We start from the raw sequence: 6,118 nt of genomic DNA on the forward strand, positions 1-6,118 counted from the left end.
TTGCGGTTCGTCGATACTGGAGCGGTGCTAGCCAGCGCCAACACTGAAGCATTCACTTAACTATTTCCGTGAGGCGAATGTGTCAAGGTTCGAGACTGCCTTCAGGGCTTGGTATGCGTGACGATGGCGGCAACGATCGTGCCCCAGTGTCGGGATGCAGTTCGTGGCCACCGCCTTCGACGCGGACAAGCCGCCCGCCGGCAACAGCGTCGGCAAGGGCTGCGCCATGCTCGACCGGAAAGATCGGATCCGATGTCCCGTGAATGACGAGCAGCGGAACCTTGATCTCGCGCAGGCGTCCTTTCAGATTCTCGCAGCTCTTCAGCATGAAATGGTTAGTCGCGCTCAGGAAGCCGCCGGATCGGTCGTAGTCCTGTTGGACGAACGCCCGCATCGCCTTCTCGTCGAAGGGATGCGCGGTGCTGGCGATCGCACGCGCATCCTTGACGACGAAGCCGATCACCTGGTCGCGGTCCGACCAATCGACCTTGGCGCCATCGGCCGAGTGCTCCATATAGGCCTCGGTCGTCCCCGGCAGGTGCGATGTATCGATCCCCACCGGCGAACTGCTGATCACCGTCAGTGTGATGACACGCGAGGGATGTTTCAACACCAGTCGTTGCGCGATCATGCCGCCCATCGACATCCCGACCAATGCGCCTCGCCGATGCCGCAACCGTCGAGGACGAGCACCGCATCGTCCGCCATGTCGTCGAAGGTATACGGCGGCTCGCCCGGCGCATATTTGGTCGACAGGCCGGTATCGCGATTGTCGTAGCGGATCACGAAACGGCCCTCGCCGGCGAGTTTTTTGCAGAGCGCCTCCGGCCCCCACAGCATCGAGGCCATGGCGCCCATGATCAGCAGAACGGTTGGATCGCCGGATCCCCAAACGTCTGGGAGACGATTTCGGGTGCTGCTGCCCGTGTCATGGGACTCTCCTCGCATGGGCCAATCAAAGGCCAATCAAACTGATTGCGTTTTGCAATCGGTTGCACGATAATAAAACTGATACGATAATGCAACTGGTTTTTGGAGAGAGTCGGATGAAAACCGAACACCGCTCGGGATGCCCTATCAATCTGTCGCTGGAAGTGTTCGGCGATCGCTGGAGCCTGATCATCCTGCGCGACATGATTTTTGGCGGCAAACGCCACTTTCGCGAACTGCTCAACGGCTCGATCGAGGGCATCGCTTCCAATATCCTGGCCGACCGGCTGAAGCGGCTGATGGAACTCGGCATGCTGACCAAGGCCGACGACCCCTCGCACAAGCAGAAGGCGATCTACAGCCTGACCGAGATGGCCATCACGCTGGTGCCGATCATGGCGCATCTCGGCGCTTGGGGCCGCGTCTGGCTGCCGGTGAGCGAGGAGCTTTCGATCCGCGCCGAGCTGCTGGAGAAAGGCGGACCGCCAATGTGGGAGCAGTTCATGGACGAGTTGCGCCACGACCATCTGGGCACGCCTGTCGCCACACCCGCGCAGCCTTCCGTCCGCGCTACATTGCAGGCCGGATATGAGGCGGTGGTAGCCCGCAAGGCGTCGAGCGGCATCGAGGCCCCGGCCGCTTGACCAACTTATTTCCCCATTATCAGGCCGGCTCTGCTATCAAGGGGCTGAAAAACATAATTTACGGGATTGGATAACGCTCTTGGTCGAGAACTCTAAGGATACTGCCCGCGCCAGGGCAGATATGCGTTTCAAGAAGCAGGAAGAGGCAGCCACGGTGCGGCAAAAGGCGATGGCGGAGTATGTCGCCGAGGCCGACGCCCGCCAGGCCAAGACCAACAAGCTCCGGGCATTGCGCCTTGCCAAGGAAGCGGAAGACCTCGCCAACGCCCCCGCCGCTCCGGTCAAGAAAGCGGCCCGAGCCAAGAAAAAATAACTCGGTCTCTTCATCGACGCGCCATCTGGATGCCGGCGGATCGTATCCGCCATGTGCCACGATCAGCAATGCCCGCCATTTCCGCTTTCCCAATTTCAACCGCAACCGGGATTTCGCATCCCGCATGTCAGGTCGATGATTGACGCGTTTTGATCAGGAGACAGCCATGACCGCACTGACCCTCGAAAAAGCCAAGCACATCATCGACGCCGCCTTCGCCAAGGGCGCCGAGATGAAGCTCAAACCGCTCGGCGTTTCCGTGCTGGATGCCGGCGCGCATCTCGTCGCCTTCCAGCGTCAGGACGGCGCCTCGTTCCTGCGCCCGCAAATGTCGGCCGGCAAGGCCTATGGGGCGCTGGCCATCGGCATGGGCTCGCGCCGTGTCGAGGCTTTCGCCAAGGAGCGGCCGCATCTCGTCGCCGGCATTTCCGACGTCTCGGGTGGACGCGTGTTGCCGGTCGTCGGCGGCGTGCTGATCCGCGACAAGGCAGGCCCCGTCATCGGCGCCGTCGGAATTTCGGGAGATACGTCGGACAATGACGAAGCCGCCGCCATCGCTGGCATCGAAGCGGCGGGCTTCACCGCCGATCCGGGCTGAGGGGGAGCTTCGTCATCCCAGGGCGAAGCAGGAGCGAAACTCCGTCGCGAAGACCCTGGGATCCATGCCGCGACCTTTGCCGCAAGTGTAAGCGGAGCAGAATTCTGAACCGTTGCAACGCCTTAGCTTCACGGAATGGATCCCAGGGTCTGCGCCGCGTCGCTTCGCTCCTTGCTTCGCCCCAGGATGACGACCAGAAAGAGCAGCCACGCCAATCGCGAACGGATGCGACCATCCAACGAAGGCGGCTAGTTCAAATTTATGTCTCTACTCGCCGACCGCATCGACACCGAAAACCCGGCCAGCACATCGAACAGGGCGATCACCATCAGCGTGAAGAAGACGGAGTGCGCCGCGCCCTTCACCAGCAGGAATTCGACCAGGAACGCCACGAAGACCAGCGTCGACAACAGATGGTCCATGATCGAGGCGTTCGTGGTGCGCACCGACTTCACCATTTCGAGGAACAGGAAGATCAGCCCGATCACCACCATCAGGTCGCCGAGCGTCATCGAGAACACCCCGCCCGACATCATGCTGAACGAGAAGATCTCGGTCGCCCACGGATCGTCGCCGCTGCCGAATATTCCGAGGAGTCCGAGATTGTAGGCCACGAAGGGCACGATCAGCAGCGGGATGGCACCGAACATCAGGCGTCTCCTCTAGCAATTCCAGGAAAGCGGTTTCCCAAGGAATTGCCTAAACAATGGGGGCACCTTCTGTAGAATGCCCCGCAGGCACGCCGTCAAGATTTTTCGCTAGCGCCCGCAAACACGGAAAAAGACCGCGCGAAACAACCCTGTCAGCCACAGTTGCCCCGGCTGACCACCGACACGCCGGATTCAGCGCTTGAACTGGCCTGTCCGCACGGCGGCGCCGATAGCGTTGAGGATGAAAAGGCCGGCGGTCATCGAGGTGATCTCGTTGACGTCGCGCGCCGGCGCGATCTCGACGATGTCGATGCCGACGACACGTCCCTTGGCGAACAGCCCCTTGATCAGTTCGATCGTCTGCCGGTAGCTGATGCCGCCAGGCGCCGGCCCTTCGACCGCCGGCATGACAGCGGGATCGAGACCGTCGGCATCGATGGTCAGGTAATAGCGGCCACGGTCCGGGATGCGCTTGAGCAGCGCCGCCGTACCGATATCCTGCCATTCATTGGCGGTGACGATGTTGGAGCCGTAGGCGCGGGCCGCCTCGACCTCCTCGAGCCGGGCGCTGCCCTGGCCGCGGATGCCGAGCTGGAAAATCCCGGCTATATGCGCCATCTCCGAAGCGCGGCGGATGGGGCTGGAATAGCCTTCCCTGACCCCGTTGACATTGTCGCGCCAGTCGAGATGGGCATCGATCTGAACCAGGGTGATCGGCCCTTCGCCGTCAAGCGCCCGCAGGATCGGGATCGGAATGCCGTGATCGCCGCCAATGGTGATCGGCAAGGCGCCGGCGACGCGGATCTTTCGGATCGCCGCTTCGGCCAACCTGTAGTGGCCGCCGGCGGCATCGCCGGCGACATCGCCGACATCGACCACCTTGACGTCCTGCCCGTCGAACAGGGTTCCGCCAATGTCGAAATCATAGCGGTCGAGCCCGAGGCTGATGCGCTGCGAGGCGCGCCGCACCGCCGTCGGCGCGTTGGTCTGGTCGTTGACCAACTCGTCGATCGTGTAGGGACTGCCGTAAGGCATGCCGATGATGGCGACATCCGCCTTCAGCGCATCGAGGTCCTCGACCAGCGGGAAGTTCATGAAGGTCTGGAAGATATCGCGCGGTGCTGTGGTGAGCTTGGTCATGCGGTCCCTCTGAAGCCGGCCGATCATCGCGCGGAAGCGCCGCGACAAGGCATCACTCAATACAGCACCGCCGCCGCAGCTTGTATCGCCACGGACGCCCGGTCTTTGGCATAGTTGGCGGCGCGACGCGCACCAAACGCAAAAAAACCGGCCAATGGCCGGTTCTTTTGGCATTCAAACCCTTCGAAAGCTGGTCTCAGCTTTCCTTGGGCGTCAGCACCTGGCGACCGCGATACATGCCGGTCTTCAGGTCGATATGGTGCGGGCGGCGCATTTCGCCGGAATTCTTGTCCTCGACATAGGTCGGGGCCTTGAGAGCGTCGGCCGAGCGGCGCATGCCGCGCTTGGACGGAGAGGTTTTTCGTTTCGGAACGGCCATGGATATGCTCCACTACATGGTCAAAATGCCCCGATAGCCCTCGTGAAAGGGCCGCGTCAGGGCCATAATCTGAGAAAGTCGGGTGCCTATACACGCCCTGCGCCGTTTTGGCCAGCACCGTGGCGATTTTTTTTGAGCCGGCAGCGGTTCGACCTAATCAAGACAACCGACATACGCGCCCGAACGGCCGGCGCGGCGTTCGATCAGCGACGCCAGCCGCCGCAGACCCGGACCGGGCTTGGCCGGATTGCGGGCGATCGGATTGGGCAGCGAGACGGCCAGCAATGCCGCCTGCCGCCGCGACAGCTGCTTGGCCGAAACGCCGAAATGATGCTGGGCCGCCGCCTCGATGCCGTAAACGCCCGGCCCCCATTCGGCGATGTTGAGGTAGATCTCCATGATCCGCCGTTTCGACATCACCGCGTCGAAATAGACGGCCAGCGGCAGTTCGACCACCTTGCGCACCGAGCCCAGCGGCCGCGACCACAGGAAAAGGTTCTTCACCGTCTGCATGGTGATGGTCGAGGCGCCGCGCGTCGCCTCGCCGGCCAGCGCATCGTCGACGACGCCGCGCAATTCGCCGAGATCGATGCCGCGATGGAAGCAGAACTGACCGTCCTCCGACATGATCACCGAATTGGCCAGCACCGGCGACACATCGTCGATCGACACCCAGCGCCGGTCGTAGCCGGAAAATGTCGCGAGGTCTTTGACCATCAAGGTCGATATCGGATGCACGAAGGACGGCAGATAGAGGAAGGTCAGCCCAACGGGTATCGCCGCCAGCACGGCGGCGACGACCAGGCAACGCCGGGCGAGGCGCTTCAGACCGGCGCGGTTCACGCGCCTCGGTCGCGCCATCTCAAACCCTTCGGTTTCATGATCGACGATCGGTTCCGTCAAGCCGCCCCCACCCGCGCCACTCTCCCGCCTCCGGCATAATGGCGCGAGGCTTCTTGCGCAACGTCTGAGTGTCGGCTACCGCTCCCGGCCATGACGAAAGACGAGCAATTGGCCTTTGAGGCCGCACTTCTGGGGCGGGCGGCGGCGATCGAGGCCGGGCTCAGGCTGCTGCTCGACGGCCGCACGCTTGCCGGCGAGATCGCCCGGCCGGAGCGTCTGATGGCGGCCATGCGCCATGGCGTGCTGAACGGCGGCAAGCGGCTGCGCCCCTTCCTGCTCATGGAAAGTGCCGCCCTTTTTGGCGCCGATGGCGAGGCGGCGATGCGCGTGGCGGCGGCGCTCGAATGCGTGCATTGCTATTCGCTGATCCATGACGATCTGCCTGCCATGGACGACGACGATCTGCGCCGCGGCCAGCCGACCGTGCACAAGGCCTTCGATGAAGCCACCGCCATACTTGCCGGCGATGCGCTTCTGACGCTTGCCTTCGATGTCCTCGCCGATGAGGCGACGGCGCTGCCGGCGGAGCGCAGGGCGGCGCTGGTGCTGGCGCTGGCGCGC

Annotated in this window: 8 protein-coding genes and 1 pseudogene; 4 read left to right on the plus strand and 5 right to left on the minus strand. The window is 62.9% G+C overall.

Translation table 11 applies throughout. The features are described 5' to 3' along the window. Positions 1-101: 101 nt before the first annotated feature. Positions 102-932 (minus strand): annotated as a pseudogene (locus X726_RS01000000166945) (alpha/beta hydrolase). Positions 933-1,046: 114 nt separating this feature from the next. On the opposite strand from X726_RS01000000166945, the gene X726_RS153840 reads away from it, so the two are divergent. From X726_RS153840 to X726_RS153830, 3 genes are all read left to right on the plus strand, one after another. Then, on the plus strand, positions 1,047-1,574 hold the full coding sequence (locus tag X726_RS153840; RefSeq protein WP_023670151.1) for a helix-turn-helix domain-containing protein: 528 nt from the start codon (positions 1,047-1,049) through the stop codon (positions 1,572-1,574). Between the two features lie 79 nt (positions 1,575-1,653). Further along, positions 1,654-1,887 (plus strand): hypothetical protein, encoded by a 234-nt coding sequence (locus X726_RS153835; RefSeq protein WP_023670152.1) that lies wholly within the window; start codon positions 1,654-1,656, stop codon positions 1,885-1,887. A gap of 166 nt (positions 1,888-2,053) precedes the next feature. Continuing rightward, complete coding sequence (locus X726_RS153830; RefSeq protein ID WP_023670153.1) at positions 2,054-2,485, plus strand: heme-binding protein; 432 nt, start codon at positions 2,054-2,056, stop codon at positions 2,483-2,485. Positions 2,486-2,733: 248 nt separating this feature from the next. Here X726_RS153830 and X726_RS153825 read toward each other — a convergent pair whose 3' ends face one another. From X726_RS153825 to X726_RS153810, 4 genes are all read right to left on the minus strand, one after another. Then, entirely contained in the window at positions 2,734-3,135 is a 402-nt protein-coding gene (locus X726_RS153825) for a hypothetical protein (protein WP_023670154.1), read from the minus strand. 192 nt (positions 3,136-3,327) lie between these two features. Continuing rightward, the gene (locus tag X726_RS153820; RefSeq protein WP_023670155.1) at positions 3,328-4,275 is read right to left on the minus strand and encodes an agmatinase; all 948 of its coding nucleotides are present in this window, start codon (positions 4,273-4,275) and stop codon (positions 3,328-3,330) included. A gap of 196 nt (positions 4,276-4,471) precedes the next feature. After that, a complete protein-coding gene (rpmF, locus tag X726_RS153815) occupies positions 4,472-4,654 on the minus strand; it encodes a 50S ribosomal protein L32 (RefSeq protein ID WP_008834724.1) in 183 nt (60 codons plus the stop codon). Between the two features lie 153 nt (positions 4,655-4,807). After that, entirely contained in the window at positions 4,808-5,515 is a 708-nt protein-coding gene (locus X726_RS153810) for a transglycosylase domain-containing protein (RefSeq protein WP_050588540.1), read from the minus strand. Positions 5,516-5,647: 132 nt separating this feature from the next. Here X726_RS153810 and X726_RS153805 point away from each other — a divergent pair. Further along, positions 5,648-6,118 (plus strand): polyprenyl synthetase family protein (locus tag X726_RS153805; protein WP_023670157.1); only part of this gene is annotated, 471 nt, incomplete at its 3' end.

This window comes from Mesorhizobium sp. LSJC285A00, assembly GCF_000503155.1.
Taxonomy (GTDB): Bacteria; Pseudomonadota; Alphaproteobacteria; order Rhizobiales; family Rhizobiaceae; genus Mesorhizobium.